We start from the raw sequence: 24,850 nt of genomic DNA, 5'->3' as shown, positions 1-24,850 counted from the left end.
GGACCAAGACGATCAACGAACAAGCCCCGCCAGTGCCCATGACTGCGCCCTCTCCCCCTGTGGGAGAGGGCATGTAGGACGGTTCGGCCAACTCGGTTGGGTGAGGGGTTCGTGCCGCAAACTCAGGCCTGAGTTCAGGGCAACCCCTCACCCGGTTTCCATGCTCCGCATGGAAACCACCCTCTCCCACAAGGGGAGAGGGTATGCCGAGCGCGCCGCGCCATCTCGCGCCCTTCACGACTAATGAGATCGGACCAAGACGATCAACGAACAAGCCCCGCCAGTGCCCATGACTGCGCCCTCTCCCCCTTGTGGGAGAGGGCATGTAGGACGGTTTGGCCAACTCGGTCGGGTGAGGGGTTCGTGCCGCAGATTAAGGCCGGAGTTCGGGGCAACCCCTCACCCGGTTTCCATGCTGCGTATGGAAACCACCCTCTCCCACCCTGGCGAAGCTTTGCTTCGCCTTGGGGGAGAGGGTGCACCGAATGCTTGTCTCGAAGCTCGATCCCACTACGAGAGCTGCTATCGGACCCTACGCCCGCTCGCCGAAACACCAGGCCAGAATGCCCTTTTGCGCATGCAGGCGGTTTTCGGCTTCGTCGAAGACCACCGACTGCGGGCCGTCGATGACCTCGTCGGTGACCTCCTCGCCGCGGTGGGCGGGCAGGCAGTGCATGAACAGGGCCTCGGGCTTGGCCAAGGACATCAGCTTGGAGTTGACCTGATACGGCTTGAGCAAATTGTGGCGGTGCTCGCCGTCCTTGTCGCCCATCGACACCCAGGTGTCGGTGATGACGCAATCGGCGTTCTTCACCGCGACATCCGGATCATGCCCGAGATGGATGTCGGCCTTGGTGGCGCGGATGAAATCCTTCATCGGCTTGCCGGGCGACAGCTGCGGCGGCGTCGCCACGTTGAGGCGGAACTTGAAGCGCTCGGCGGCATGCGCCCAGGAGGCCAGCACGTTGTTGTCGTCGCCGGTCCAGGCCACGGTGCGGCCCTCGATCGAACCGCGATGCTCCTCGAAGGTCATGACGTCGGCCATCACCTGGCAGGGATGCGAGCGCCGCGTCAGGCCGTTGATGACCGGCACGGTGGCATGCGCCGCGAGTTCGAGCAGCGCCTCGTGGCTGAGGATGCGGATCATGATCGCGTCGACATAGCGCGACAGCACGCGCGCGGTGTCGGCGATGGTCTCGCCGCGGCCGAGCTGCATCTCGGCGCCGGTCAGCATGATCGCCTCGCCGCCGAGCTGGCGCATGCCGACGTCGAACGACACGCGGGTGCGGGTCGACGGCTTGTCGAAGATCATCGCCAGCACCTTGCCCTCGAGCGGCTTCTTCGCCGGCTCGTTGGACTTCAGCGTCTGCTTCATCCGGCTGGACAGCGCCAGCATGTTGCGCAGCTCCTCGACCGGCATCTCGGTGAGATCGAGGAAGTGACGCGGCGTGTTGCCCATGGCCTTGCTCATGATGCGGCCGCCTGCCTGGCAGGACCGCCCGACAGCGCCGTGCAGGCGCGATCGAGCATGTCGACCGATTGTTCGATTTCGGATTCATTGACGATCAGCGGCGGCAGGAAGCGCACGACGTTGTCGCCGGCGCCGACCGTCAAGAGCTTCTGATCGCGCAACGCGGCAACAAGATCACCCGACGGCACCACCGCCTTGACGCCGATCAAAAGACCCTCGCCGCGGATTTCGGCGATGATGTCGGGATGACGGTCTTTCACCGCCGCGAGCTTCTGCTTCAACAGCAGCGACATCTTGCGGACGTGATCGAAGAAGCCGGGCGCGAGCATCACGTCGAGCACCGCATTGGCCGCCGACACCGCCAGCGGATTGCCGCCGAAGGTCGAGCCGTGCGAGCCCGGCGTCATGCCCGAAGCCGCCTCGGCGGTCGCGAGCACCGCGCCAATCGGGAAGCCACCACCCAGCGCCTTGGCGAGCGACATGACGTCCGGCGTGACGCCGAGCCAGCGATGCGCAAACAGGTCGCCGGTCCGGCCCATGCCGGTTTGCACCTCGTCGATGACGAGCAGCAGGCCGTTGTCGTCGCAAAGCTGGCGCAGCGCCTTGTAGAACGACAGCGGCGCGGTGCGCACGCCGCCTTCGCCCTGCACCGGCTCGACCAGGATGCCGGCCGTGTGCGGGCCGATCGCCTTCTTCACCGCCTCGATGTCGCCGAATGGAACCTGGTCGAAGCCATCCATCGGCGGGCCGAAGCCGTCGAGATATTTCGCGGAACCGGTGGCCGCGAGCGTCGCCAAGGTGCGGCCGTGGAACGCGCCTTCGAACGTAATGATACGGTAACGTTCAGGATGGCCTTTCGCCGCGTGATATTTGCGCGTGATCTTGATCGCGCCTTCCATCGCCTCGGCGCCGGAATTGGCGAAGAACACGTAGTCGGCAAAGCTCTGCTCGCACAGCCGTGCGGCGAGACGTTCGCCGTCCGGGCTCTTGAACAGGTTCGACATGTGCCAGAGTTTCGTCGCCTGCTCCTGCAGCGCCTTCACCAGATGCGGATGCGCATGGCCGAGCGAATTGACGGCGACGCCGGAGGTGAAGTCGAGATAGCGATCACCATTGGTCGCGATCAGCCACGCGCCTTCGCCGCGCTCGAACGACAGATCGACCCGGGCGAATACGGGGAGCAGATGCGTAGCAGCAACACTTGTCATGGCGATCACATGAGCTGACGGGTGGCCGAGACACGCGCCATGCGATGCCATCGCGCATCAGGGACCCCACCCTGGAAAACAAAATGTGCCGCCTTTTCAAGGCGGCACGTGCACCTATTGTATGCGCGCGGCGGTGGGAGTCAACTACGCGTCGTCTGATCGATGGGCGCAGGCCCGTGACATTGCGGGCGCATGACATAGCTCAAAACATGCAACACGGAACCGCGGAATGTGTGGACGGTGACCACCGACTCTTGCGCGAGAGTCACGCCATATTGTAGCGTTTTCAGCGTCGAGTACGACATCTCGTGCGGCAGTAACCGATCCCTCTAGGAGTTCTTGAGTTCGCGTAACGTCCGGGTGCTTCACGCGCTCCCGGCGAGGGATAAGGGATTCTGCCGGCAGGGGTTTTTGAGACAGATATCGCAGCGCCGTCCCAGAATTGGCCGGCGCAACGCGAAGGGAAAGGTTCGATGACGGTATTGACCTGGTCCGACGATCGCGTCGAGCAGTTGAAAAAGCTCTGGGAGGCCGGACTGTCGGCCAGCCAGATCGCCGCGGAACTCGGAAACGTGACGCGCAACGCCGTGATCGGCAAGGTGCACCGGCTGGGCTTGTCCGGCCGCGCCAAGAGCCCGGCCACCGCGGCGCCACGCCAGCGCAAGGCGGCCCGTCCTGCTCAACCGATGATGCGGGTGGCGCGCCCGGTGGCGCGCGGCAACACCGCGCTCGCACAGGTTTTCGAGGTCGAGGCGGAGCCCGATCCAGTTGCATTCGACAACGTCGTGCCGATGAACCAGCGGCTGTCGCTGCTGGAGCTCAATGAAGCGACCTGCCACTGGCCGGTCGGCGATCCCTCGAGCCCGGACTTCTTTTTCTGCGGCGGCAAGGCGCTCGCCGGCCTGCCCTATTGCGCGCAGCATTCGCGCGTCGCCTATCAGCCCGCGGCCGACCGGCGCCGCCAGCCGGCGAAGTCGACGTCGCGCTGAGCGGCCCAACTCATCACGAGGATGATGGCCCGGCCTGCGCCGGGCCTTTTGCTTTCTGGCAGATCAGGATGCGCGCGCGGAGCGGGATTGCGGGAAGCACGCGGTGAACGCGGCGCCGTTGCGCGGCACGCTTTCGATCAGCAGCCGGCCGCGATGGCGATTGAGGATGTGCTTCACCAATGACAGGCCGAGGCCGGTGCCGCCCTGCGCGCGGCTGTCGCCGACATCGACGCGATAGAACCGCTCGGTGAGCCGCGGCAGATGCTCCGGCGCGATGCCGGGGCCGAAATCGCGCACCTTGACGCGGATCTCCGGGGCATTCTCGGCAGACACCGCCTGCTCCAGCGATACGATCACGCGGCCGCCGGAGGCGCCGTATTTGAGCGCGTTCTCGATCAGGTTTTCGAACACGCGCAGCAGCTCCTCGCGGTCGCCGGCGACGGTCACCGGCGTCTCCGGCACCGTGGTCTCGATCACCACCTGACGCTCCCTGGCCAGCGGCTCGAGCCCGTCGGTGACCTGGCGAATGATCGGAACGACATCGACCAGCGTGTCCGGGCGGACATGCGCCGACAGCTCCACGCGCGACAGCGACAAGAGGTCGTCGATCAGCCGCGCCATGCGCGTGGCCTGGGTGTGCATGATGCCGAGGAAGCGCTCGCGCGCCTTCGGATCGTCCTTGGCAGGGCCCTGCAGCGTGTCGATGAAGCCGGAGAGCGCGGCGAGCGGCGTGCGCAGCTCGTGGCTGGCATTGGCGACGAAATCGGCGCGCATCTCCTCGACCCGGCGCAGCGGCGTCAAATCGTGGAAGGTCATCAGCATGCATTTGTCGGTGCCGCCGAACGCGGTCGGCACCGGCACCGGCGTGATGATCAGCTCCATCCAGCGATCCACGGGCACGTGGTCGTGATAGGTGGCGCGGCGGATCTCGGTGGTGGCGATGGCCTCGCGCAACGCGGTGATGATCTCCGGCGTGCGCAGCGCAAATTGCGCGAGCTCGCCCTTGCGCAGAGCGGGCGCGAGCTGGGCGGCGGCGGCATTGAGGTGGATGACGCGGCCGGCGCGGTCGAGCAGCACGGCCGGATCGGGAATGCCGTCCACCAGGGCACTGACGGCGGGCGCCTCGACCGGGTTGGCGTGGCGCTGCTCCTCCTCGCGCTTGGCCACCGCGCTGTGCAGCCGCCAGGGCACCAGGGCGGCGGCCGAGATGCACAGGAATACCGCCAGCGCCCGCAGCGGCAGCAATTCGTCGAGCAGCACCAGACCGGTCAGCGCGATCGCGGCGGCCAGCAGGATGATCGCGGAATGGCGCAGCCGGTCAGGCCAGGGGGAGAAGATCGAGAGCACCGGATCGGAGGGAGCGTCGAGGGCCATTGCGTCCTACTGTTCCCTGGAGGTCGCGTCAGGCACCGGAATCGCTGCGCTTCCTTGCAAAGGCGGCCTCAGGCGGAGGGGTGGGGTCGAGGCTGAGCGCGGCCTGGCGCAGCCGTTTCGACCTCGCGCTGATAATGACCTCGCGAAACGTCAGCAAGATTACAGAAATGAGGAACGGCGCCAAATAATACAGCATCCGGAACAGCAGCATTCCCGCCAGCAGCTCCTCGCGGTCCATCTGCCAGAGGCCGACCAGCATGGCGGCATCGAACACGCCGAGCCCGCCGGGGGAGTGGCTGGCGAAGCCGAGCAAGGTGGCCGAGACGAAGATGACGGCGACGACGACGAAGCCGAGGTTGGGCTCGTCCGGCACCAGCACGTACATCGCCAGCGCGCAGAAACCGAGGTCGATGATGCCGATCGCGATCTGAAGCAGGGTCAGCGGCCCGCCCGGCAGCGTCACGCTCCACGGCCCGCGGCCGACCACGCGCGGCTTGGTCCAGACCCAGGCGACATAGCCCGTGAGGCCGGCCAGGATGGCGATCGCGGCCAGGCGGTTGACCCAGGGCGGCAGCTGGTCGATCGAGGCCGCGGCTTCCGGATGATAGCAGATGCCCATCCCGAGCACGGCGGCGTTGCCGAGCCAGAAGGTCAGGCCGGCGAGAAAGCAGATCTTGGCGACGTCGATCGCGTTCAGCCCATAGGCGGAATAGACGCGGTAGCGCACCGCGCCGCCGGTGAAGACGCTGGCGCCGACATTGTGGCCGATCGAATAGCTGGTGAAGGCGGCCAGCGCATTGATGCGGTACGGCACATGGTCGTGGCCGATCGCGCGCACCGCGAACAGATCGTAGAAGGTCAGCGTGAAATAGCCGGCGGCGACGAACAGAGCGGCGAGCGCGATCTGGTGCGGCTCGGTACTCTTGATCGCTTCCAGCACCTCGTAGGTGTCGATACCGCGCAGCATGTGGTAGAGGACGTAGCAGGCGACCGCGATGACCGCGATGCTGATCAGCACGCCGAGCTTGTGCAGGACTTGCTTCTCGCGCAGGAACGCGGCCGCTCTGCGTATGGCTTCAAGCATCGACACCTCTCACCGCGATCCCATCACGACGGCCGTCGACGGGGCGTCCTGAAGGCGCCTCGTCATGTGCGCATACAACGCCGTGGTAGCGCGTTTCGGCGCATTGGGGAACACGGAGCGTGCGAACAAAAGCGTACACATGGATATACTTAGCAGGCTTTACGGAAATGCGATGCACCGTTTTGCCGCACTTGAGGCAAGACGAGCAGGCAACTGCCTCGCCGCCGTTCAGCCTGCGATTTCCGGGTTAAACTTCGGTGAGGGACACCCGCCCCCGGGCTTTCCAGGGGGTCCTCGATGGCGGTCGATCACCGCCCATGACGATAAGCACCGGATGCGCGGTTGAAAGGCGCCGGGGGCCTCAAACCTTCGTGTCTCGCATCTGCACCCGGGCCCCGGCCATCGAACGCGGCCGCAGGGCCTCAGGCCACCGAGCGCTGCCGCATGCTGCGGGTGACCACCAGGGCCCGCAGCCAGGTGCCGATCGCACAGCCGGCCAGATAGGGCACGAACATCACCAGCAGCAGTTCGAGCCAATAGCCGGCCCGGCCCGGGACGAGGCTGGTCACGGCGGCCGCGACCAGGCCTATGGCCAGCGCCGCCAGCAGCCAGGTCAGCCAGCCCGAGACGCGCGGGGCGCGATGCACCACCGCGACCCAGCCCATCGCCAGCCCGATCGCGAACGCGCCGGCCAGCCACCCCCAGTGAAAGGCAACGAGATAGGCCATGCTCACCTCACCACGAATTCGATGCGCCGGTTCTGCGCGCGGCCGTCGGCGGTGTCGTTGGCGGCGACCGGCTGGGTGCTGCCATAGCCGATCGGGCTGAAGCGGTCGGCCGGCAGTCCGGCCTTGACCAGATAGTCGGCCACCGCCTGGGCGCGCTTTTGCGACAGCACCTGGTTGGCTGCGGAGTCGCCGTCGGCATCGGTGTGGCCGATGATCTCGACATTGGCCGCGGGGCAGCGGAACGCGATCTCGACGAGGCGGTCGAGCAGCCCGGTGGAGTCGCGATCGAGGTCGCTGCGGCCGGTCTCGAAGCGGATCTTCGCCTTGCCCAGCACGTCCGAGAACAGCTGCTGGCAGACCGTCGGATCGACCGGGGCGGCGGGCGGCTTGACGGTGATCTCGGCCTTCACCTGCCAGCCCTGCGGCACCTCCTTGGCGAGCCCGGTGCGGATCTGGGCCGCCGCGGCGTCATAGAGCGCGTCACCGGAGATCTTGATGTCGCGGTCGGAGACAACCAGCGTCCCCGTCGACAGCCGCGACAGCGCGCCCAGGGCCGGCACCACCGCATTGACGAAATTGGCGGGCGCGCCGACGCTGTTCTTGAGATTGTCGACGACCTTCTCGCTGAAGAATTTGCGCGACGACGAGCCGACGACCACGGCATGAATGTTCTCATCGGGCACGTTGCCCGCGAGCGTCACGGTGACGGCGACCGGATCCTTGTAGGCCTGGAAGATATAGGGCGGCGCCTTGACCTCGTTGCTGGCGACCTTGAAGCCGTCCGGCAGCTTGCCGAGCGCAGTTGCGATCGCTTCGCGACCACCGAGCTCGCGGGCCATGCCGGTCAGCGTGACGTCGCCGTCGGAGATCGTGAACTTGCCGTCCTTGAGCTTGCCGATCTGGCCGATCAGAAGCAGCGCCGCGTCCTCGAACCGCGCCGGCGCGCCGCGCGCCAGGCCCATCTGGTCCGCGACCTCGACGCCGGGCAGCGCCGCCCGTGTCGCTTCCACGAGCTTGCCCTTCAAGGCCGGCAGCGGCGCGCTGCCGCCGAGCGTCACGCGAACGACGTCGCGCTCGGCCGACCACACGAACGGCTTGGCCTCGGGGACCAGCCGCGTCTCGTCGTTGACCAGCCGCACGCCGGCGACATTGTCGACGGCGGCAACGGCGTCGCGGCGTCCCGCCTCCGAAAACGCGTTGGCGCGCAGCTCGACGTCGCGGCCGTCGACGGTGATGCTGGTACGGTCGAGCACGGCGCCACGAAGTGCGGCCGAACTGCGGCTGGCAAGGTCATTTTCCAGGGGAACGGTGCTGGTCCAGGCCGCAAAGCCCCAGAGCACGATCAGCGGGATGACGCCGGGCCACCATTTGCCGCTCCACCTGAAAAGTCCGCGCATTCGTCATCCGTCGCATCGAGGAAGCAGAGAGAAAACAAACCCTTGCATGCCTGTCAAACCGGAAATGAGGCGAGCTTTCCGGTATCTTGCAACGTCAGGACTAAGGTTTTCTTCAGCGGTTTGTCGGTAATCTCGTCCCGACACTCACCGGGCCGCTTATTTCAGATGAGGCGATTTCGCAAAACCTTTATCCGCGCCGGCCTGGAAGCGCTGTATCTGAGCGGCGCGCATGTCTGGCTGCGCCCGATCTTCTCCGGCGTCGGCGCGATCTATACGCTGCACCACGTCCGGCCGGCGCGCGACGCCGCTTTTCAGCCCAATTGTCATCTCGAAGTCACGCCGGATTTCCTGCGCGAAATGTTGTCGCACCTGCGCGCGCATGACATCGACATCATCACCCTCGACGACATGCATCAGCGGCTGGTGGCACGGAATTTCAGCCGCCGCTTCGCCTGCTTCACCTTCGACGACGGCTACCGCGACAACCGCGACTTCGCGCTGCCTGTGATGCGCGAGTTCGACGCGCCGTTCACGATCTACGTCACCAGCGACTTCGCCTCGGGGCAGGGCCGGCTGTGGTGGGTCGCGCTGGAACGGCTGGTCGCAAAGGCGCAGGCGATCGAGGTCGAGATCGGCGGCCTGCCCGTGCGGCTCGATGCATCGACGCCGTCGGCCAAATGCGTGACCTTCCAGCGCCTGCACGACTGGCTGCGCGCCCTGCCCGGCGACCACGACGTCCGGCGCGAGATCAGCGCGCTGTGCGCGCGCCACGGCATCGATGAGACCGTCATCAGCCGCGAGCTCTGCATGTCCTGGGACGAGCTCCGCGCGCTCGCGGCCGAGCCGCTGATCTCGATCGGCGCGCATTCGATCAGCCATTGCAATCTCGCCAAGCAGACCGAGGACACGGCGCGGATCGAGATCACCGAAAGCCGGGCCCGGATCGAGGCCGAGTTGCAGCGGGAGGTCCTGCACATGGCCTACCCTTATGGCGACCGCGCCGCCGCCGCGCAGCGGGAGTTCGTTCTGGCGGCCGCGAGCGGATACAAGACCGCCGTGACCACTCGGCCCGGCATGATCTTCGCCGAGAGCGCCGACCATCTCACCGCGCTGTCGCGCGTCTCGCTGAACGGCCACTATCAGGAGGCGCGCGTGCTGCCGGTGCTGACCTCCGGCGCGGCCACCGCGATGTGGAACGGTTTCCGCCGCATCGACGCGGCGTGAGCAACTGATCAGCGCGCCATCGCTTCCAGCCGGGCCCAGGCTTCGCGATCGGGGAAACCGAGAGCGCGAAACCGCGGCGGGTACAGATGCGGCACGGGCGCGAACAAACCGCCGACAATGGTCATCGCATCCGGCCAGGTCACGTGCAGCACATCGCCGGGCTTCGACGCCGCCAGTCCGGTGCCGGGATCGATCACCTGCCAGACGAGGGCCAGCCGATCGGCCCGCGGCAACAACGTTCCATGAGTCCCGGAGGCCAGCGTGGTCACGCTGAACGACACCGGCTCGTCCTTGGCACGATACAGCTGCAGGCTGGCCACGAACACGTCCTGTCCATGGAGCTGGTGGTAGTGATCGAGCAGCTGCTTCTGCCGGTCATAGTCGGCCACAAGCCGCTGCTGGCGGATGTCGCGGTGACGGGCCTCGAGCGCGGCATTGGCCAGCGTGGCCCCGCCCCACCGCTCTCCGTTCCACTGCAGCAGCGACGCCGTGCAGAAATGCGGCGTCTCAGCGGCGCCGGCGGAAATCTCGAGCAGCCGCACCAGCCCCGCGGGGTCGTTGGATCCGGCGACGTAGAAGACGTTGCGCCCGGGAACGGCGGCCACCGGCGCACCGTCGAGCGGCGGCAGCGCATAGTCCTCGCCCGGCGCCAGCAGCAGCAGTGACGATTGATAGTCCCCGAGGTTGGCACAGCCGAACAGCCCCTGCCCCAGCGGCTCGAACACCGGCTGCGGCATTCTTGCGCGAAAGTTCACCATGGCCTGGCGAAGCGCACGGTCCAGCGGCATTTCGGCCGCCGCAAGCTCATCCACCTTCAGGAGCGACATGCTGTCGGGCCGATCACGAATGGCACAGACGACAAGGTCCGCTGCGAATGGCAGTGACGCCGTCACACGGCTGTCATCGGCCGGACCGCCGCCGATCCAATCGCGGAGCATCAGCTCGCTGACCAGCACGCGGGAGCGAATTCCCGGCATCAGCTCATCCGCAAGACTCTCCGGCGAGAGCGTGCCGTGACTGCGCGCTTCGACCAGCGAGCGCACGAAACGGGCGACCAATTCCTCCCGGCGGGATGGCAGCCGCGCCTGCCATTCGGTGAAGGTGTTGTCGATGAAGGCGGTGACCTGCGAGCCATCCTGCAGAGCGGCGACGAAGCTGCGGGCGGACGGATCGAAGCTTTGCACAACGAGACCTTGCCGACGGCACTCTGCAATCAACGTCCGCACGAACTCGGTCGTGAGATCTTCCGCCTGCTCCCGAACAAAACGCTTCTTGATCCACTCGAACATCAAGTCACCGACTCATCACGCAACGGCACCGACGATATCACGGCGGCGGTTGTGGTGACAAAGCGGGTCGCGCAAGCTCACGCTTCATATGCCGCCCGCGGCTTCGTTCCATCGCTTGACTCGAACGATCGGGCCACCCAGAACGGGTAACAACGACAGGAGGAAACCACATGCTGAAAAATCTGTTCTCGCTCGACGGCCGCATCGCGCTGGTCACCGGCGGCTCGCGCGGCATCGGTAAGATGATCGCGGCCGGCCTGCTCGCGCAGGGCGCGGCGCGGGTCTACATCACGGCCCGCAAGGCCGGCCCGTGCGAGGAGACGGCGAAGCAGCTGTCGGCCGAGTATGGCGGTGAATGCATCGCGCTGCCGATCGACATCTCGACCATGGCAGGGATCGACATGCTCGCCGGCGAGATCAAGACACGCGAGCCCAGGCTCGACATCCTCGTCAACAATGCCGGCGCGGCCTGGGGCGCCGACTTCGACGAATTCCCGGAGAGCGGCTGGGACAAGGTGATGAACCTCAACGTCAAGACGCCGTTCTTCCTGACAAAAGCGCTGGCCGCGCCCTTGCGCACGGCTGCGAGCGCCGAGCGGCCGGCCAAGGTGATCAACATCGCCTCGATCGACGGCATCTTCGTCAACCCGCTGGAGACGTATTCCTATGCGGCGAGCAAGTCCGGCCTGATCCACCTGACGCGGCGCATGGCGGCGAAGCTGATCAAGGACCATATCGTGGTCACCGCGATCGCGCCGGGTCCGTTCAAGTCCGACATGAACAAGGCCGCCCGCGACCATGCCGACGAGGTCGCCACCCGCGTGCCCGCGGGGCGCATCGGCACCGACGAGGACATGGCAGGCACCGCGATCTTCCTGGCGTCACGCGCGGGCGACTATGTGGTGGGGAATACGATCGCGGTGGATGGCGGGATCGTGTACGCCAACCCCGGCATTCCGGGCGCGGGCTGGGATAGCTGAGGCAACGCTCTCACTCCGCGGGAGGTCGGCTCTCTCCCCCCTTGTGGGGGAGAGGTGGAGAGGGGGGTAGCCACGAACGACCGTCTCCGTGGCTACCCCCCTCCCTAGCCCTCCCCCACAAGGGGGGAGGGAATAGAGCGAGTTCCGGTCATCGATCTCGACTTCAGCGGTTCGAGATCAGGCGCTGACAGTGGCTTCGCGAGGTGGGATGGCGGGCAGCTTCCTATTCGCTACTCGCAACTCCCTATTCGCCTCTCATCAGGTCTCGATCTTCACGTACTCGAAGTCGCCCGGCTTGTTGTCGATGCCGACCTTCGGCGGGGCGATCCAGGAGGCGTATTCGCCGATCTCGGTGACCGGCTTCATCAGCGAGGAGATGTAGGCGCCGTCGTCGGACGACGGCAGCCAGTCGCCCTTGCGCTTCTGCCAGGTGCCCTCGTCGATCAGGATGCCGTCAGGTGTCGCATGGACGTCCTTGAACTCGCCGATGGCGCGGTGGAAGGCGGTGTGCGGCAGCTTGAGCTCGAAGTCGTAGCCGGCCGTGGTGATGATCTTGTTCCAGCGCAGCAGGCCCTTGATGCAATCCTGCGAGTAGTCGTCGCGCAGGCGCATGTTGAGCGCGGTGAGCGCCGGCTCGTCGACCCGCCTGATCTCGCCGTCGACCAGCTTCAGCACCGGATAGGTCGAGTTCTTGAGCTGGTGATCGTCCTGGATCTGGGTCTCGTGGTAGCGGCCCTTGATGCCGGCATTGAAGGCGTTCGCCGCGTTGGTCGAGACCTCCGAGCCGAACAGGTCGAGCGACAGCGTGTAGTGCAGGTTCAGCTTCTTCTGGATCGTCGGCAGATCGATGACGCCGAGCGCGCGCACCTTGGCGATGTCGGTGGGATCATCGATGCCGGCGGCGCGCATCGCATCGACGGTGCGCTGGATGACGCGGCCGACGCCGGTCTCGCCGACGAACATGTGGTGCGCCTCTTCGGTCAGCATGAAGCGGCAGGTGCGCGACAGCGGATCGAAGCCGGACTGCGCGAGCGAGTGCAGCTGCATCTTGCCGTCGCGGTCGGTGAAATAGGTGAACATGAAGAAGGACAGCCAGTCCGGCGTCTTCTCGTTGAAGGCGCCGAGCATGCGCGGCGAGTCCGCATCGCCCGAGCGGCGGCGCAAGAGATCGTCGGCCTCCTCGCGGCCGTCACGGCCAAAGTATTTCTGCAGCAGGTAGACCATCGCCCAGAGGTGACGGCCCTCCTCGACATTGACCTGGAACAGGTTGCGCATGTCGTAGAGCGAGGGCGCGGTCTTGCCGAGATGCCGCTGCTGCTCGACCGAGGCCGGCTCGGTGTCGCCCTGGATCACGATCAGGCGGCGCATCAGCGCGCGGTATTCGCCGGGGACCTCCTGCCACGCCGGCTCGCCATAATGCTCGCCGAACGGGATCTTGCGGTTCTCTTCCTGCGGAGCCAGCAGGATGCCCCAGCGATAGTCGGGCATCTTGACGTAGTCGAACTTGGCCCAGCCACGCGGGTCGACCGAATAGGCCGTGCGCAGGTAGACCAGCGACTGCTGGAAGCCCTCCGGGCCCATGTCGTTCCACCAGTCGACGTAGCCGGGATGCCAGCCTTCCAGCGCCTTCAGGACCTGGCGGTCCTCGGCGAGATTCACGTTGTTCGGAATCTTGGTCGAGTAGTCGACGTTCATGATGTTCATGTTCATGGCGTGCCTCCCTGAATTCGTTCGAGCTGCTTGGCTCGTGGATGGCCGGGTCAAGCCCGGCCATGACGGATGAGAACTATACGCGCGTCATGTCGTATTGCGGCCGCTCGCCGGTGCCGTAGCGCCGGAGTGCGCCGTCCTCGCCGACCGCGTTGGGGCGCTGGAAGATCCAGTTCTGCCAGGCGGTGAGGCGGGCGAAGATCTTCGATTCCATCGTCTCGGGGCCGGCGAAGCGCAGATTGGCTTCGAGACCGGTGAGACTGTCGGGCGAGAAGCTGGCGCGCTCCTCGAGAAAGACGCGGATCTCGTCTTCCCAGTCGATGTCATCGAGCGCGAAGGTGACGAGGCCGAGCTCCTCGGCGTCATCGGCCTCCAGCGGCTTGCCGACGTGCTCGTGCACGCGCTCGAGCCCGTTGGGATCGTCGAGGAAGCGCGACTGCAGCCGGGTCAGGCCGTGGCTCATCGGATAGGGGCCGAAATTCATCGCCGACAATTCGATCGCCGGCGCCGGGCGGTTGTCGCCCTGGATGGTGCCGATCAGCATGTAGGAGCGGTCGGAGGCGAACACGAGCTCGGCCAGGGTGCCGGCGAAGCAGGAGCCGGGCTCGACCAGCGTGACCAGCGTGCGCGACGTGACGTCGATGCGCTTCAGCACGCGCTTCCAATAGTGCCTGATTTCGTTGACCAGCCAATGCGCCTTGTTGGCTTCGAGGAACGCGTCATGGGCCAGGACATGGGCGCGGTCGCCATGCGACTTGAACACCAGCATCGCGATGCCGAGTTCGTTGATGCGCAGATGCAGGATGGCGTCATCGAGCTCGCGCGCGACCTGCAGCGGCCAGAAGGACGCGCCCTGCCCGATCATGCCGTCGATATCGGCCGGCGGCGCCGCTTCCGGCGCCGAGATGGTGATCGTGGCGATGCGAGCCGTGCGGTCGATGTCGACATTGACGAAGCCGTAGCGCACGCTCGATGCGTCGATGACCCGCTTCAACGGCGTCAACTCGACACCCTTGCCGCTGCCGTTGCGCTTCGACGCGGCGGCGAACTCCTTGGCGCGCTCGGCGACCTTGGCATCGACCTTGGAGTTCGGCGCGATCTCGTCGACCAGCCGCCATTGCACGGCGCGCTTGCCCTTGACGCCCTCCTCCGTGGTGCAGAATGCGTCCGCGCGGTCGCGGCGCACCTTGCGCTTGTCGACGACGCGGGTGAGGCCGCCGGTGCCCGGCAGCACCGCGAGCAGCGGCACCTCCGGCAGCGACACCGAGGACGAGCCGTCATCGGCGAGGATGATGTGGTCGGTGGCGAGCGCGAGTTCATAGCCGCCGCCGGCCGCCGTGCCGTTCACGACGGTGATGAAGCGCTGGCCGGAATTCTCGGATGAATCCTCGAAGCCGTTGCGGGTCTCGTTGGTGAACTTGCAGAAGTTCACCTTGTGGGCATGGGTGGCGCCGGCGAGCATGCGGATGTTGGCGCCGGCGCAGAATACGCGCGGCTTGGCCGAGCGCAGCACCACGACCTTCACTTGCGGGTGCTCGAAGCGCAGCCGCTGCACGGCATCGGCGAGCTCGATGTCGACGCCGAGGTCATAGGAATTGAGCTTGAGCTGGTAGCCCTCGAACAGGCCGCCATTCTCGTCGACGTCCATGGCGAGCGTCGCCACCTCGCCGTCGATCGAGAGCTTCCAATGCTTGTAGCGGGAGGGATCGGTCTGAAAATCGATGAACGTCTTGCCTCCCGCGAGTACGCGGTCTTCCCCGGCCATGAGTCACCCTTCGTTGGAGTGCTTATCGTTGAGATGTAAAATAATGCATGTTCCGGCTGCCGTCTACGAGGAAATGCCGAAACATGCATTTTATTTCATGTTTGTGATTGGGCGAGCGGCAGGGTGGCCGCGGCGAACTCGGCAATGACCCGCAGGGTCGCCTGGGACGACTCGCGGTGCGGGGAATGGCCGGTCTGGGGCAGCATGGTCACCTCGACCGGGCAGTAACACTCCTCCTGGATGATCTCGACCTGCCGGACCGTGCCGTACTGGTCGTCGGCGCCCTGGATCACGGCCACGGGGACGCGGATGTAGGCTAGGTCCGCGGTGATGTCCCAGGCACGGAAGGCCGGATCGAGCCAGGCGCCGTTCCAGCCATGGAAGGCATTGTCGACGTCCTTGTGCCAGCGGGCGAGCTTGGCCCGCAGCTCGGTGGTCTCATAGGCGGTCTTGATCGCGGCGATGGAGGCGACCGAGACGTCCTCGACGATGACATGCGGCGCGATCAGCACGACGCCGTCGAGGCGGCGGTCGGCGTGACTGCCGGCATAAATCGCCGCGATCGAAGCGCCGTCGGAATGACCGACGAGCAGACCGCGCCGGAAGCCAATGAGGTCGAGCAGCTTCGGCAGCACCTCCCGCGCCTCGCGCTGCATGTAGTCGAGCGGGCGCGGCAGGATCACCGGACTCGAGGCGCCGTAGCCGGCACGGGAATAGGCGAACACGGAGGTGCCGGTGGCGGCCTGCAGTCTGTCGGGAAAATCGCCCCACAGGCCGACCGAGCCGAGGCCTTCATGCAGCAGCACGATGCATGGCGCAGCGGAGGGCTGCGGGCCGATCAGGCGATATTCGAGTTGCACGGAATCGATGGTGAGGAAGCCGGATGCAGCCAAGGTCATCGCGATCTCCACTCATACCACTGGCCAAAAATGCTCGCGCGGCGAGCTCCGTCGTTCCCTCCCCCCTTGTGGGGGAGGGCTAGGGAGGGGGGTGAGCCACAAGCACCGGCGCTCGTGATACCCCCCTCTCCACCTCTCCCCCACAAGGGGGGAGAGAGCCGAGCGGAGTTTGCGGCGATGAGTTGCTTCATCATGTGCGTGTCTTGTTTCATCATACCGGAGGGCGCAGCGAAGCGGGGCCGATCTAGCGCTGTTGGGGTAGCGTTGATGGCGAGGAAGCCGTCAGCTTCGAGCGTCATGCGCTATTCTCTCCTTCGTCATGCCCGGGCTTGACCCGCCTGCGCGGCCGAAGCCGCTTCGGCGCGGCGAAGGCCCGGGCATCCACGTCTTTCCTTCTCGCAGAGAGATGGATGGCCGGGTCAAGCCCAGCCATGACGACAACTAACAGCAGGGCCAACTCACGGGCAGGAAGACCAACTACTGACTCGCCCCCTCGCGCAGCTTGAAGCGCTGGATCTTGCCGGTGGCGGTCTTTGGCAGCGCGTCCACTACCTCGATCCAGCGTGGATACTTCCACGGGCCGATCTTCTGCTTGACGTGCTCTTTCAATGCCTCATGCAGCGTCTCGCGGTCGACGCTCGGGCGCAGCACGACATAGGCCTTCGGCTTCAACAGGCCTTCCGGATCGGCCTCCGGCACGACGGCCGCCTCCAGCACGGAGGGATGCGTGATCAGCGCGCTCTCGACCTCGAACGGCGACACCCAGATGCCGGAGACCTTGAACATGTCGTCGGAGCGGCCGCAGAAGGTGTAGCGGCCGTCGGCGTCGCGGACATATTTGTCGCCGGTGCGCGTCCAATAGCCCTCGAAGGTCGAGCGCGTCTTGTGGCGCTGATTCCAATAGCCCTCGCCGGCCGAGGGCGCATGCACCAGCATTTCGCCGACCTCGCCGTCGGGGACGTCTTGTCCCGCCTCGTTGACGAGGCGGACCTGATAGCCCGGCACCGGGCGGCCGGAGGAGCCGTATTTGATGTCGCCGGGCGCATTCGACAGAAAGATGTGCAACAGCTCGGTCGAGCCGACACCGTCGAGAATGTCGACGCCGAAGCGCGCGCGCCACGCATTGCCGACGGATTCCGGCAACGCTTCGCCGGCCGAGGTGCAGATGCGCAAGGCGCTGCCCGCCTTCTCGTGACGCAACGACTCGTCATGCAGCATCGCCGCGAACAAGGTCGGCACGCCGTAGAAGATGGTCGGGTTGTAGCGGTTCATCAGCTTGAACATCAAACCCGGCGTCGGACGCTCGGAATTCAGGATCGTGGTGGCGCCGACCGACAAAGGAAAGGTCAGCGCGTTGCCGAGGCCATAGGCGAAGAACAGCTTTGCCGCGGAGAGGCAGACGTCGCTCTCGCGGATGCCGAGCACCTGCTTGGCGTAGGTCTCGGCGGTCGCGGCGAGATTGCCGTGGAGATGGCGGACGCCCTTGGGCATGCCGGTCGAGCCGGAGGAATACAGCCAGAACGCCGGCTCATCCTCATGGGTGGCGACGGTGTCGAACTGATCGCTCTCGCGCGCGAGTTCTTCGGACAGCAGCTTGTGGCCGAACGCGTTGCTGCCGGAGACGACCACGCAGTTGAGGTCCGGCATGCGCCCGACGATGTCCTTCACGACCGGATACAGCGCCTCCGAGACGAACAGCACGCGGGCGCGGCAGTCCGCCAGCACATAGGCGTATTGCTCCGAGGTCAGCAGCGTGTTGAGCGGCACCGGGACGATGCCGGCGCGCATGCTGCCCAGGAACACCGCGGGAAAATCGACCGTGTCGAGCATGATCATCGCCACGCGCTCCTCGCGGCGGACGCCGAGGCGGCGCAGCAGGTTGGCGACGCGGCAGGTCTGCTGTTGCAGGCCGCGATAGGTCAGCTCGGAGACCGTGTCGGTGTAGGCGAGCTTGTCGCCGCGGCCGGCCTCGACATTGCGGTCAAGCAGCCACGACACCGCATTGTACGACTTCACGGCGTTCCTCCCCCGATTTTTGAATTATAATTCATAGAAGGCCACCAACATCGCTTGCTGTCAATCCTCCCCGGCACTATGTTTCCTGATCACAAGAGTACCTTAGGGATATGACGTCACACAGCGACGCCCCGCGCGACGACGGCCAGTCCGCGGCCGAGACCGACTTCCTCGACCAGCTGGGCCAGCGGGTGCGGCGGATGCGCGGCGTCGCCGGCATGTCGCGCAAGGTGCTGGCCGAGGTGTCCGGCATTTCCGAGCGCTACATCGCCCAGCTCGAAAGCGGCAAAGGCAACGTCTCGATCGTACTGCTGCGCCGCATCGCCAACGCCATCAACGCGCCGCTCGACGACATCATTCCCGGCGGCGAGCCCTCGCCCGACTGGCCGGTCATCCGCGATCTCCTGAAGAAGGCGAGCCCGAGCCAGATCGCGCAGGTCAAGGAGCTGCTCGCCGGCGGCGCCTCGGCGCCGCTGCGGCGGACGTTCTCCGGCATTGCGCTCATTGGCCTGCGCGGCGCGGGCAAGTCGACGCTCGGGCGGATGCTGGCGGAGCGGATCGGCTGGAGTTTTGTCGAGCTCAACAAGGAAATCGAGCGGCAGAACGGCCTGTCGGCTGCCGAGATCATCGCGCTCTACGGCCAGGAAGGTTTTCGCCGCATGGAGCAGACGGCGCTGGTCCAACTGCTGGCCCGCAAGGAGCCGATGGTGCTGGCAACCGGCGGCGGCATCGTCTCCGAGCCCGTCACGTTCGACCTGATCCTGACGTCGTTCTACACGATCTGGCTCAAGGCCGAGCCGGAGGAGCACATGGCCCGCGTGCGCAAGCAGGGCGATTTGCGGCCGATGGCCGACGACCGCTCGGCGATGGCCGAGCTGCGCAACATCCTCGCCAGCCGCGAGCCGCTGTATGCGCGGGCCAATGCGGTGGTGGATACGGCAGGGCTGACGGTCGACGCGGCCGCCGCACGGCTCGGCGAGGCTGTGAAGCCGGTCATCGCCAACGAGGCGCGGATGTTCGCGCGGGGGTGAGGCGCGCCTGCCCGGTTGGACGGGCAGACGCGCGGACGAGTCCGGCCGAGACTACCGCGTTTCGATCTCCCGCAGCTCCGCGTAGGTCAGCGGCGTCAGGCCAGCGCCATCGAAATAGATGAAGCGCAGGCGGCGGCGGCGGGAGATGAAGTTCGACGGCAGCGGATCGTACCGGAAGCTGCTGCCGCCGAGATGCGGTGTCAGGCTGCCGACGTCAGTCAGCGCGTCGATCTCGACGCGCAAGAGCTTCAGGCTCTCGCCATCACGCAGGATCTCGAACGGCACGCGCGCCAGCCGCAGGAAGCTGGTCGGATCGGGGGCGGCGATGAAGCCGTCGACGAAGGCGGCCTCGACCTTGTCGAGATCCGGCTCGACCACGGGCGCGGGCTTGGCGCCCTCGGGCTGATGCGGCGTCTGCCATTGCACCGGCGAGCGCCCGCCATGCGGATGATTGTGGCCGGGGCCATGCGGCGGATGGTCGTGATCATGGTGATGATCATGGTCGTGCGAATGACCATGGTCGTGATGATGATGGCCGTGATGGTGGTGATGATGGCGCATCGCGAGCCTCAATAGCTGACCGGCTTGTTGATGATATGCTTGTGGCTGCCGAGCTTGCCATGGGCGACCATCGAGCCGAGCGCCTCGACGACGACGCGGACGCCGATCAGTGCTGTGATGTCCGAGGTGTCGTAAGGCGGCGAGACCTCCACGACTTCGAGCCCGCACAGGCCCTCGGCAGCGACGAGGCCGAGCAGCTTCAGCGCCTCGCGCGGCAGGAAGCCGCCGGGCTCCGGCCAGCCGGTGCCGGGCACGAAGCCGCAATCGATGGAGTCGACGTCGAACGAGATGTAGACGGCGTCGGCATCCTTCCAGGCCAGCTCCAGCGCGATCTCGGCGGTCTTCTCCAGGCCGATCTTCTCGATGTCGGCGATGGTCAGCACGTTGGTGTTGCGCTTGCGCGCGACCTCGACGCCCTCGCGCGGCACCTGCCAGCCGCCGATGCCGAGTTGCACCAGATTGGTCGGCGAGACGTTCGGCAGGTTGGTCGCCCAGTACCAGGGCGTGGTGTGCATGCGCTCGTCGAGATCCTTCTCCTGGATGTCGATGTGGCGGTCGAAATGGATGATGCCGATCTTCTTGTCCGTGCACTGCGCGATGCCGCGCACGCAGGGGAAGCCGATCGAATGGTCGCCGCCGAGCATGATCGGCAGCGCGCCGGACGAGGCCACATGCGCGACGCCGCGGCTGATCTGGTCGAAGCTCTTTTCCAGGTTCGCAGGGATCGTGAAGACGTCGCCGGCATCGCACAACGTCATCTGCTCGCGCAGGTCGACGCCGAGCTCGTAATTGTAGGGCGTGTAGAGCGCGGAGATGCGGCGGATGCCCTGCGGCCCAAAGCGCGTGCCGGGGCGATAGGTGGTGCCGGAGTCGAACGGGATGCCGATCACGGCGGCGTCGTACTTGCCGACGTCGCGGACGTTCTCGACATAGGGCGCCTTCATGAAGGTGTTGATCCCGGCGAAATGCGGCAGCTCGCCGCGCGCGAAGGTCGGGATGTCGCGGTCGGTCAGCGTGTCGGCGCCGGGCAGGCCCATGTCGAGCGCCCATTGCCGCTCCTTGCGCCAGCCGTTCGTCGGCAGCTTGCCCTCGGCCTCCAGCGCCTGCCAGCCCTGCGTGGCCATCTTGTCGAAGTCCGGATGGTGACGGCGCAGGCCCTGGCGCTGTGGCTGCAGGCCGGCACGGCGGGTGCGCCGCATGGCAGGGAATGACATGGAATTCTCCTTCGTTTCTTCTGGGTGTTATTGCGCCGCCTGAACGCTGGCGCGGATGAAGCCGAGCACGGGCACCGCGCTGTCGCGGGTGAGATCGAGGTCGTAGGTGATGCGCGCGCCGAAGCGTTCGGGCGCCTGCGGATCCTTGCGCGGGCGGTCGAGCGCGATCAGCCGCGTCGCGAGGCCGAACGCCTCCTTGATGTCGTGGGTGACCATCACGATGGTCATGTTGTGCTCGCGCCACAGCGGCTTGATCAGCGCATGCATCTGCGCGCGGGTGCCGGGATCGAGCGCGCCAAAGGGCTCGTCGAGCAGCAGCACGCGTGGCTGCTTGGCGAGCGCCTGCGCGATCGCGAGCCGCTGCTGCATGCCGCCGGACAGCGCGCTCGGATATTTGTCGGCGTGAGGTCCGAGGCCGACCGCCTCGATCAGCGCGCGGCTCTTCTCCACCGCCTCCTTGCGTGCCGAGCCGAACAGCCGCGCCGTGAACGGGCTCGCCGCGAGCTCATAACCGAGCAGCACGTTGCCGAGCACGGTGAGATGCGGAAACACGGAGTAGCGCTGGAACACGATGCCGCGGTCCGGGCCGGGCTCGGCCGGAAATGGCTGGCCGTCGAGCAGCACCGCGCCCTGGCTCGGTTTCTCCTGGCCGAGGATGAGACGCAGGAACGTGCTCTTGCCGGCGCCGGAGGGACCAACGATCGAGAGGAAGGTGCCGGAGGCGATCTCGAGATTGATGCGCTCGAGCACGACCTGGTTGCCGTACTCCACCCAGACGTTGCGGAAGGACAGCGTGCTCATCAGCGGCTCCCTTGCGCATAGGCCCAGGGAAAGGCGCGTCGGCCGAACCACACCAGGGCGTAGTCGAACACGTAGGCAAGCAGCGTGATCCAGACGACGTAGGGCAGGATCACGTCCATAGACAGGTAACGCCGCACCAGGAAGATGCGATAGCCGAGGCCGACGTCGGAGGCGATGGCTTCCGCCGAGATCAGGAACAGGAAGGCCGGGCCGATCATCAGCCTGAGACCCTGGATCAGCCGCGGCATGATCTGCGGCAGCACCACGCGGATCGCGACCTGCCAAGTCGAGGCACCCAACGTCTGCGCCTTGATCAGCTGCTCGCGCGGCATGTTCTGCACTTCCAGCGAGAGATCGCGGACCAGGGTCGGCGTGACGCCAATGATGATCAGCACCACCTTGGAGAGCTCGCCGAGGCCGAACACGATGAACAGCACCGGCAGCACCGCCATCGGCGGGATCATCGACAGCACAGCGACGAGGGTGCCGAAGCCGGCGCCCGCGATGGGGAGCAGGCCGATGGCGAGGCCGAGCGTGAGACCGATGGCGGCCGAGATGCCGAGCCCGAGCGCGAGGCGCTGCAGGCTTGCCGCCGTATCCGCCCACAGCACGTAGTCGCCGGAGCGCCGGTCCGGCTCGGTCGCGAGCCGCTTCGAGGTCGCGACCATTTCCGACACCGGCGGCAGCAGCTTGTCGTCTGGATTGTCGGCGCGCCGCTGCGCCGAGCCGATCACATAGATCAGCGCGATCAGCAGGAACGGCAGCAACGCCAGCAGCAGCCGGCTGCCGCGGTTCGGAACGACGTTCATGGCACGCGGCATCGCCAAGCTCCCTCAATCCTCTCCACGAGCGCGCTGTTCGTGGTCAATTGTCCGTACAGTCGAGCCCGAAGCGGGCTGCCAGCCTCTCCCCGCGTGCGGGGAGAGGCTGGATTGCATCGCGAGATGCAATCCGGGTGAGGGGGGCTCTCCGCACGGCCGGTGCGCGTGGCTGCCCCTCACCCCAACCCTCTCCCCGTGAAGGACGGGGAGAGGGAGCGCACCGACAGCGCCGCGCCGATATTCGTCTCTCTCCATCAGCACTCTGGCCACGATCAACTTGCAGCACCGATCTCAGGTGCACCTCCTCATGGTGAGGAGGCGCGCCAGCGCCGTCTCGAAACCATGAGGCCACGGAACGGGCCTCGCCCTTCGAGACGCCCGCCTAAAGCGGGCTCCTCAGGGTGAGGGGAGAGGCTGGTGGGCCGACGAAAGATGATCAGAGCTTCCCGTCGGCCGCCATCTTCATGTAGGTCGGGTCGAAACGCAGCTTCACGTTGGTCGTGGAGCCGAGCGCCCTCGCCGGCGTCGAGATGCCGACCGCGTCCTTCGACTTGACGTTCTCGCCGAGCAGATTGTGGTCGAAGCAGAAGGTGCGGACGTGGTCCATGATCTTCGGCAACTCCGGCCCGGTCATGAAGGCGAGCGCGTCCTTCGGCTCGTAGTACATGAACGTGGTCTTGAGCTGGGTCTCGAAGCCCGCGAGATCGGTGCCCGAGAGCTTTGCCATCGCCTCACGTGCGGCCCTGCCCTTCTCACTCTGGTCCTTCATCAGCGCGATGGTCTCGTACCAGATGCCCGTCAGCGCCTTGCCGAGCTCCGGATTGTCCTTCAGCGTCTGCGTGTTCACGACGAGGAGATCCTCGATCTCGCCGGGGATCTTGCTGGAGTCGAACACCAAGGTCGCGCCCGGCTCGGCCTTCACTTCGAGCAGTTGCGGATTCCAGGTGACGACCGCGGTCGTATCCGGCGACTTCGCGGCGGCGACGATGTCGGCATCCGACGTATTGACCGTCTTGATGTTCTTTTCCGAGAGCTTCACGGTCTCCAGCCCGCGCGCCAGCAGATAATGCGACACCGAGAGCTCGACGAGATTGACCTTCTGGCCCTTGATGTCGGCGAGCGTCTTGCCCTTTTTCAGGACGACACCGTCATTGCCGTTGGAGTAGTCGCCCATGATGATGGCAGAGGTGTCGACGCCGCCGGCGGCCGGGATCGTCAACGCATCCATGTTGGTGACGGTCACGCCGTCGAACTTGCCGGCCGTGTACTGGTTGATCGACTCGACGTAATCGTTGATCTGGGTGACCTTGATCGAGATGCCGTATTTGTCGGCCCATTTCTTGACGATCCCGGACTCCGCCGCATAGGGCCACGGCATCCAGCCGACATAGATCGTCCAGGCGATGTTGAATTCCTTCTTCTTCTCGGCGTAAGCGGGCGACAGCGATGCGGTCGCCAGCGTCGATGCCGCGAGCAGTGCAACAAACAGTTTTCGCGCGTTGAACATATCCAGTCCCTCATCGGTTTTTTGACCTGCGGACTGGCAAACACAACCTCGAGCCTGCCAAGCGCGGCCACTGAGGTCTCCCGGGTTTTTATCCCGCCGTGCACCAGGGCTCTCCCCTGGCGGCTGCTCTCGGACCAGCGTTCTCGCGTGGAGAACCGGAACCCTAGCTGCCAACTCTGGGCAATGAGATCAGCAAGCCGCATGCCAGAGGAAAATGCTTGCGATTCAACGGAACGGACCGCAGCATGTGCTCAAAAAGACGGCATCACGAATTCATCTTGGGCGGTGAGGATCGTTGGCGACGATGGCCATGCACCCGCGGCATGAACCGGTCATCGCGCGCGAACGACCTCATCAAGTCGGCACATCCGGTGCCGTGGTTGGGAGTCTCGTTGTCATGATCAGATTATCCGGGATCGCAGTGGCAGGCCTGCTGGCTGCGGGTCTGATGTCCGGAACGGCCATCGCGCAAAGTGCGCCCGCCGCGGACGCGCCAGCCGCAACTCCCTCCCCCACCCCGAATCCGTCGCCTGCTGCAGCGGCACCCGCGAGCGACAAGCCGGCTGAGACCAAGCCTGCCGAGACGAAGCCGGGTGAAACGAAGCCCGCCGCCGCCGCCGACGCTCCGAAAAAGAAAAAGCGGACCAAGACCACCCGGCAGGAAGTCGAAGACTCCTTGCGCAGCGGCACGGTGCCGTCGCGCTACCGCAGCCGGGTGCCCAAGGAATACCAGAAGTACATCCCGTTCGAACGCTGAGCGCGGGTGCGGTGATCGACGGCA

21 protein-coding genes and 1 riboswitch are annotated in these 24,850 nt (G+C 65.9%); of the genes, 5 read left to right on the top strand and 16 right to left on the bottom strand.

The genetic code is table 11. The annotated features are described in order from the left end of the window. Window positions 1-532 precede the first annotated feature (532 nt). Window positions 533-1,459, bottom strand: a complete 927-nt coding sequence (gene argF / locus ACQR0Z_RS03075; protein ID WP_434856574.1) for an ornithine carbamoyltransferase — start codon at window positions 1,457-1,459, stop codon at window positions 533-535. 8 nt (window positions 1,460-1,467) lie between these two features. Then, entirely contained in the window at window positions 1,468-2,679 is a 1,212-nt protein-coding gene (locus ACQR0Z_RS03070; RefSeq protein ID WP_434856454.1) for an aspartate aminotransferase family protein, read from the bottom strand. 473 nt (window positions 2,680-3,152) lie between these two features. On the opposite strand from ACQR0Z_RS03070, the gene ACQR0Z_RS03065 reads away from it, so the two are divergent. Continuing rightward, complete coding sequence (locus ACQR0Z_RS03065) at window positions 3,153-3,668, top strand: GcrA family cell cycle regulator (protein ID WP_257167179.1); 516 nt, start codon at window positions 3,153-3,155, stop codon at window positions 3,666-3,668. Between the two features lie 63 nt (window positions 3,669-3,731). Here ACQR0Z_RS03065 and ACQR0Z_RS03060 read toward each other — a convergent pair whose 3' ends face one another. The 4 genes from ACQR0Z_RS03060 to ACQR0Z_RS03045 all read right to left on the bottom strand — a co-directional run bounded on the left by ACQR0Z_RS03060 (window position 3,732) and on the right by ACQR0Z_RS03045 (window position 8,251). Beyond that, window positions 3,732-5,042 carry an ATP-binding protein gene (locus tag ACQR0Z_RS03060; RefSeq protein WP_434917645.1) on the bottom strand — a complete coding sequence of 437 codons (1,311 nt, stop codon included), beginning with the start codon at window positions 5,040-5,042 and terminating at the stop codon, window positions 3,732-3,734. A gap of 28 nt (window positions 5,043-5,070) precedes the next feature. Continuing rightward, window positions 5,071-6,126, bottom strand: coding sequence for a lysylphosphatidylglycerol synthase domain-containing protein (locus ACQR0Z_RS03055; RefSeq protein WP_434880049.1), 1,056 nt, complete (start codon window positions 6,124-6,126; stop codon window positions 5,071-5,073). Window positions 6,127-6,548: 422 nt separating this feature from the next. Then, the gene (locus tag ACQR0Z_RS03050) at window positions 6,549-6,854 is read right to left on the bottom strand and encodes a hypothetical protein (RefSeq protein ID WP_434917644.1); all 306 of its coding nucleotides are present in this window, start codon (window positions 6,852-6,854) and stop codon (window positions 6,549-6,551) included. A gap of 2 nt (window positions 6,855-6,856) precedes the next feature. After that, entirely contained in the window at window positions 6,857-8,251 is a 1,395-nt protein-coding gene (locus ACQR0Z_RS03045) for an OmpA family protein (RefSeq protein WP_434880047.1), read from the bottom strand. Window positions 8,252-8,416: 165 nt separating this feature from the next. On the opposite strand from ACQR0Z_RS03045, the gene ACQR0Z_RS03040 reads away from it, so the two are divergent. Then, complete coding sequence (locus ACQR0Z_RS03040; protein WP_434917643.1) at window positions 8,417-9,475, top strand: polysaccharide deacetylase family protein; 1,059 nt, start codon at window positions 8,417-8,419, stop codon at window positions 9,473-9,475. An 8-nt stretch (window positions 9,476-9,483) separates the two neighbouring features. Here ACQR0Z_RS03040 and ACQR0Z_RS03035 read toward each other — a convergent pair whose 3' ends face one another. After that, on the bottom strand, window positions 9,484-10,764 hold the full coding sequence (locus ACQR0Z_RS03035; RefSeq protein ID WP_434917642.1) for a hypothetical protein: 1,281 nt from the start codon (window positions 10,762-10,764) through the stop codon (window positions 9,484-9,486). A 170-nt stretch (window positions 10,765-10,934) separates the two neighbouring features. On the opposite strand from ACQR0Z_RS03035, the gene ACQR0Z_RS03030 reads away from it, so the two are divergent. Continuing rightward, window positions 10,935-11,744, top strand: a complete 810-nt coding sequence (locus ACQR0Z_RS03030; protein WP_434917641.1) for an SDR family oxidoreductase — start codon at window positions 10,935-10,937, stop codon at window positions 11,742-11,744. Between the two features lie 258 nt (window positions 11,745-12,002). Here the strand turns inward: ACQR0Z_RS03030 and boxB are convergent, their stop codons facing one another. The 4 genes from boxB to ACQR0Z_RS03010 all read right to left on the bottom strand — a co-directional run bounded on the left by boxB (window position 12,003) and on the right by ACQR0Z_RS03010 (window position 18,116). Continuing rightward, a complete protein-coding gene (boxB, locus tag ACQR0Z_RS03025) occupies window positions 12,003-13,454 on the bottom strand; it encodes a benzoyl-CoA 2,3-epoxidase subunit BoxB (protein WP_434917640.1) in 1,452 nt (483 codons plus the stop codon). Window positions 13,455-13,530: 76 nt separating this feature from the next. Then, the gene (boxC, locus tag ACQR0Z_RS03020; RefSeq protein WP_434917639.1) at window positions 13,531-15,219 is read right to left on the bottom strand and encodes a 2,3-epoxybenzoyl-CoA dihydrolase; all 1,689 of its coding nucleotides are present in this window, start codon (window positions 15,217-15,219) and stop codon (window positions 13,531-13,533) included. A 95-nt stretch (window positions 15,220-15,314) separates the two neighbouring features. Continuing rightward, entirely contained in the window at window positions 15,315-16,118 is an 804-nt protein-coding gene (locus ACQR0Z_RS03015; RefSeq protein ID WP_434917638.1) for an alpha/beta fold hydrolase, read from the bottom strand. A 477-nt stretch (window positions 16,119-16,595) separates the two neighbouring features. Next, window positions 16,596-18,116 carry a benzoate-CoA ligase family protein gene (locus ACQR0Z_RS03010; RefSeq protein WP_434918009.1) on the bottom strand — a complete coding sequence of 507 codons (1,521 nt, stop codon included), beginning with the start codon at window positions 18,114-18,116 and terminating at the stop codon, window positions 16,596-16,598. Between the two features lie 128 nt (window positions 18,117-18,244). Here ACQR0Z_RS03010 and ACQR0Z_RS03005 point away from each other — a divergent pair, with 128 nt between their 5' ends. Further along, a complete protein-coding gene (locus ACQR0Z_RS03005) occupies window positions 18,245-19,165 on the top strand; it encodes a helix-turn-helix transcriptional regulator (RefSeq protein WP_434880041.1) in 921 nt (306 codons plus the stop codon). A 51-nt stretch (window positions 19,166-19,216) separates the two neighbouring features. On the opposite strand, the gene ACQR0Z_RS03000 is transcribed toward ACQR0Z_RS03005, so the two are convergent. The 5 genes from ACQR0Z_RS03000 to ACQR0Z_RS02980 form a co-directional block, all read right to left on the bottom strand. Beyond that, the gene (locus tag ACQR0Z_RS03000) at window positions 19,217-19,591 is read right to left on the bottom strand and encodes a hypothetical protein (RefSeq protein ID WP_434856576.1); all 375 of its coding nucleotides are present in this window, start codon (window positions 19,589-19,591) and stop codon (window positions 19,217-19,219) included. A 143-nt stretch (window positions 19,592-19,734) separates the two neighbouring features. After that, the gene (locus tag ACQR0Z_RS02995; RefSeq protein ID WP_434880040.1) at window positions 19,735-20,940 is read right to left on the bottom strand and encodes an agmatinase family protein; all 1,206 of its coding nucleotides are present in this window, start codon (window positions 20,938-20,940) and stop codon (window positions 19,735-19,737) included. Between the two features lie 27 nt (window positions 20,941-20,967). Then, window positions 20,968-21,741, bottom strand: a complete 774-nt coding sequence (locus ACQR0Z_RS02990; RefSeq protein WP_434917637.1) for an ABC transporter ATP-binding protein — start codon at window positions 21,739-21,741, stop codon at window positions 20,968-20,970. Continuing rightward, window positions 21,741-22,562, bottom strand: coding sequence for an ABC transporter permease (locus ACQR0Z_RS02985; protein ID WP_434856469.1), 822 nt, complete (start codon window positions 22,560-22,562; stop codon window positions 21,741-21,743). The genes ACQR0Z_RS02990 and ACQR0Z_RS02985 overlap by 1 nt, the downstream gene beginning before the upstream one ends. A gap of 436 nt (window positions 22,563-22,998) precedes the next feature. Beyond that, complete coding sequence (locus ACQR0Z_RS02980; protein WP_434917636.1) at window positions 22,999-24,069, bottom strand: putative urea ABC transporter substrate-binding protein; 1,071 nt, start codon at window positions 24,067-24,069, stop codon at window positions 22,999-23,001. Window positions 24,070-24,144: 75 nt separating this feature from the next. Then, a riboswitch (guanidine-I (ykkC/yxkD leader) is annotated at window positions 24,145-24,247 on the bottom strand. 219 nt (window positions 24,248-24,466) lie between these two features. On the opposite strand from ACQR0Z_RS02980, the gene ACQR0Z_RS02975 reads away from it, so the two are divergent. Beyond that, entirely contained in the window at window positions 24,467-24,826 is a 360-nt protein-coding gene (locus tag ACQR0Z_RS02975) for a hypothetical protein (RefSeq protein ID WP_434880036.1), read from the top strand. Window positions 24,827-24,850 lie beyond the last annotated feature (24 nt).

The organism is Bradyrhizobium sp. HKCCYLS3077, assembly GCF_051167555.1.
GTDB lineage: Bacteria > Pseudomonadota > Alphaproteobacteria > Rhizobiales > Xanthobacteraceae > Bradyrhizobium.
This window is presented reverse-complemented; position numbering and strand designations above follow the sequence as displayed.

What these genes read in the sequence shown, in the direction of transcription:
- argF (WP_434856574.1), bottom strand. Translation starts at nt 1,459, where the DNA reads ATGGGCAACACGCCGCGTCACTTCCTCGATCTCACCGAGATGCCGGTC.
- ACQR0Z_RS03070 (WP_434856454.1), bottom strand. Translation starts at nt 2,679, where the DNA reads ATGACAAGTGTTGCTGCTACGCATCTGCTCCCCGTATTCGCCCGGGTC.
- ACQR0Z_RS03065 (WP_257167179.1), top strand. Translation starts at nt 3,153, where the DNA reads ATGACGGTATTGACCTGGTCCGACGATCGCGTCGAGCAGTTGAAAAAG.
- ACQR0Z_RS03060 (WP_434917645.1), bottom strand. Translation starts at nt 5,042, where the DNA reads ATGGCCCTCGACGCTCCCTCCGATCCGGTGCTCTCGATCTTCTCCCCC.
- ACQR0Z_RS03055 (WP_434880049.1), bottom strand. Translation starts at nt 6,126, where the DNA reads ATGCTTGAAGCCATACGCAGAGCGGCCGCGTTCCTGCGCGAGAAGCAA.
- ACQR0Z_RS03050 (WP_434917644.1), bottom strand. Translation starts at nt 6,854, where the DNA reads ATGGCCTATCTCGTTGCCTTTCACTGGGGGTGGCTGGCCGGCGCGTTC.
- ACQR0Z_RS03045 (WP_434880047.1), bottom strand. Translation starts at nt 8,251, where the DNA reads ATGCGCGGACTTTTCAGGTGGAGCGGCAAATGGTGGCCCGGCGTCATC.
- ACQR0Z_RS03040 (WP_434917643.1), top strand. Translation starts at nt 8,417, where the DNA reads ATGAGGCGATTTCGCAAAACCTTTATCCGCGCCGGCCTGGAAGCGCTG.
- ACQR0Z_RS03035 (WP_434917642.1), bottom strand. Translation starts at nt 10,764, where the DNA reads ATGTTCGAGTGGATCAAGAAGCGTTTTGTTCGGGAGCAGGCGGAAGAT.
- ACQR0Z_RS03030 (WP_434917641.1), top strand. Translation starts at nt 10,935, where the DNA reads ATGCTGAAAAATCTGTTCTCGCTCGACGGCCGCATCGCGCTGGTCACC.
- boxB (WP_434917640.1), bottom strand. Translation starts at nt 13,454, where the DNA reads ATGAACATGAACATCATGAACGTCGACTACTCGACCAAGATTCCGAAC.
- boxC (WP_434917639.1), bottom strand. Translation starts at nt 15,219, where the DNA reads ATGGCCGGGGAAGACCGCGTACTCGCGGGAGGCAAGACGTTCATCGAT.
- ACQR0Z_RS03015 (WP_434917638.1), bottom strand. Translation starts at nt 16,118, where the DNA reads ATGACCTTGGCTGCATCCGGCTTCCTCACCATCGATTCCGTGCAACTC.
- ACQR0Z_RS03005 (WP_434880041.1), top strand. Translation starts at nt 18,245, where the DNA reads ATGACGTCACACAGCGACGCCCCGCGCGACGACGGCCAGTCCGCGGCC.
- ACQR0Z_RS02995 (WP_434880040.1), bottom strand. Translation starts at nt 20,940, where the DNA reads ATGTCATTCCCTGCCATGCGGCGCACCCGCCGTGCCGGCCTGCAGCCA.
- ACQR0Z_RS02990 (WP_434917637.1), bottom strand. Translation starts at nt 21,741, where the DNA reads ATGAGCACGCTGTCCTTCCGCAACGTCTGGGTGGAGTACGGCAACCAG.
- ACQR0Z_RS02985 (WP_434856469.1), bottom strand. Translation starts at nt 22,562, where the DNA reads ATGCCGCGTGCCATGAACGTCGTTCCGAACCGCGGCAGCCGGCTGCTG.
- ACQR0Z_RS02980 (WP_434917636.1), bottom strand. Translation starts at nt 24,069, where the DNA reads ATGTTCAACGCGCGAAAACTGTTTGTTGCACTGCTCGCGGCATCGACG.
- ACQR0Z_RS02975 (WP_434880036.1), top strand. Translation starts at nt 24,467, where the DNA reads ATGATCAGATTATCCGGGATCGCAGTGGCAGGCCTGCTGGCTGCGGGT.